Source organism: Bartonella sp. CR84HXZ, assembly GCF_042194535.1.
GTDB classification, from domain to species: Bacteria; Pseudomonadota; Alphaproteobacteria; order Rhizobiales; family Rhizobiaceae; genus Bartonella; species Bartonella grahamii.
Window position 1 is genome coordinate 1 of the sequence record NZ_JBHIMY010000082.1, and the last position, 1,323, is coordinate 1,323.

A 1,323-nucleotide genomic window follows, 5' to 3' on the forward strand; every position below is an offset into this window, starting at 1 on the left:
GCCCCCAATATCATTGATACAAAGATCAAGTTCCTTTCTTGCAATTGCGGTAGGGATTCTGCCACCAGCGTCCGATTCTGAATGCTTAATGGTGTAAATCGCTGTGATACGAAAAGATTGTTGGTTGTCCTTTCGCGTGTAGATGATGGGCTGCCCAAAAGTGTTGCGCACATCTTTAACCATTTGGTTTAGCAGCCCGTGCCATCGCATGTTATTTCGCTCCAATCACGGCTTTAAACAGCATTTCTGGGCGTGTGCAAATGTAAAGCGGATAGCTGTAGAACCTCCCGGTTTTACCCATGCATTACGGTCGTGATCAACGATCAGCATGGTGTAGGGAGGCTTTCCAACCGTGTTGGCAAAATCCAAGCTTTCACCTAGTGCAAAGTTTTTTTGGAAGACACCAGGCGCATCAACAGGAAAGAATTGACATTCATTAGGCTTAATGCCTATGGCGCGCTTTGTTCCAGCCTTCGCACTTACATTATAGTTGTGAATACTCCGGTAATTAATGAAAGTGACACCTGCAAAGTCAAAACTGCCAAAGCTGCCCGAGCCAAGAGCGCTTGGTGTTGCAACACCTCCGGCGCTATTAAGTGTCTGTGCTAAGGCTGTGTTGAGATAAGTTTCACGAATTGTTTTATGGTTTTTCAACTTGGAAAAGAATTCATTTCCACAAAGCCCAATAATCCGTGAACGATCAGAAAATGCTCCTTTTGAAGCCTCAATCATCCTCATAATGACTTGGTCAACATGGTCAGCAACATTGGTTGTTTCTGTATTTAGTTTAAAGTCAATGGGCTTTGGTGGTGTGATTTCCCATTCCTTGTACCAATCGACAATCACCGAGCCATCAGCATCAAGGACAACACCTTGAACAGCGCCAAGCTGTATATTTTCCCATGTCAATTCGATTTCAGAAATCAGTTTCTTTTGTTTTCTGGCAATATATTTCATTGCTGTTTCTAACTGATCTTCTGTGCCAAATTCACGACGGTTTTGGATTTCTTCTGATTTCACTGTATCACTTTTGGCAATCCGTGTTGTTTTGAAAAACCGAAGATTACGACCCTCTCTATCACCTTCTGCCAAAGGTGCGCCACGTTCACTGGTTTGAATAAGCGAAAATGTATTATCACGCCGTTCAATCCCAACCACTGTGGTACTGGTTTCAACTTCCTCAAAAAGATTAAGAGAGCTTACAAGACCAGGTTGAAACTCATAGTTTTCAATGGCTTTCATCATTGTGATGCTTGAGAAAGCATCATGTTTAAAAAAATTCATATCCATGTTTGCATTCTCCTATCGCAATAGAATGTTGTT

Annotated in this window: 2 pseudogenes; both read right to left on the reverse strand. The window is 42.3% G+C overall.

Annotation, left to right across the window (positions count from 1 at the left end):
* Positions 1–210 (reverse strand): annotated as a pseudogene (locus ACFIKD_RS09445) (hypothetical protein); the annotation flags it as partial.
* 1 nt (position 211) lies between these two features.
* Positions 212–1,290: pseudogene (locus tag ACFIKD_RS09450) on the reverse strand (major capsid protein).
* Between the last annotated feature and the right edge of the window lie 33 nt (positions 1,291–1,323).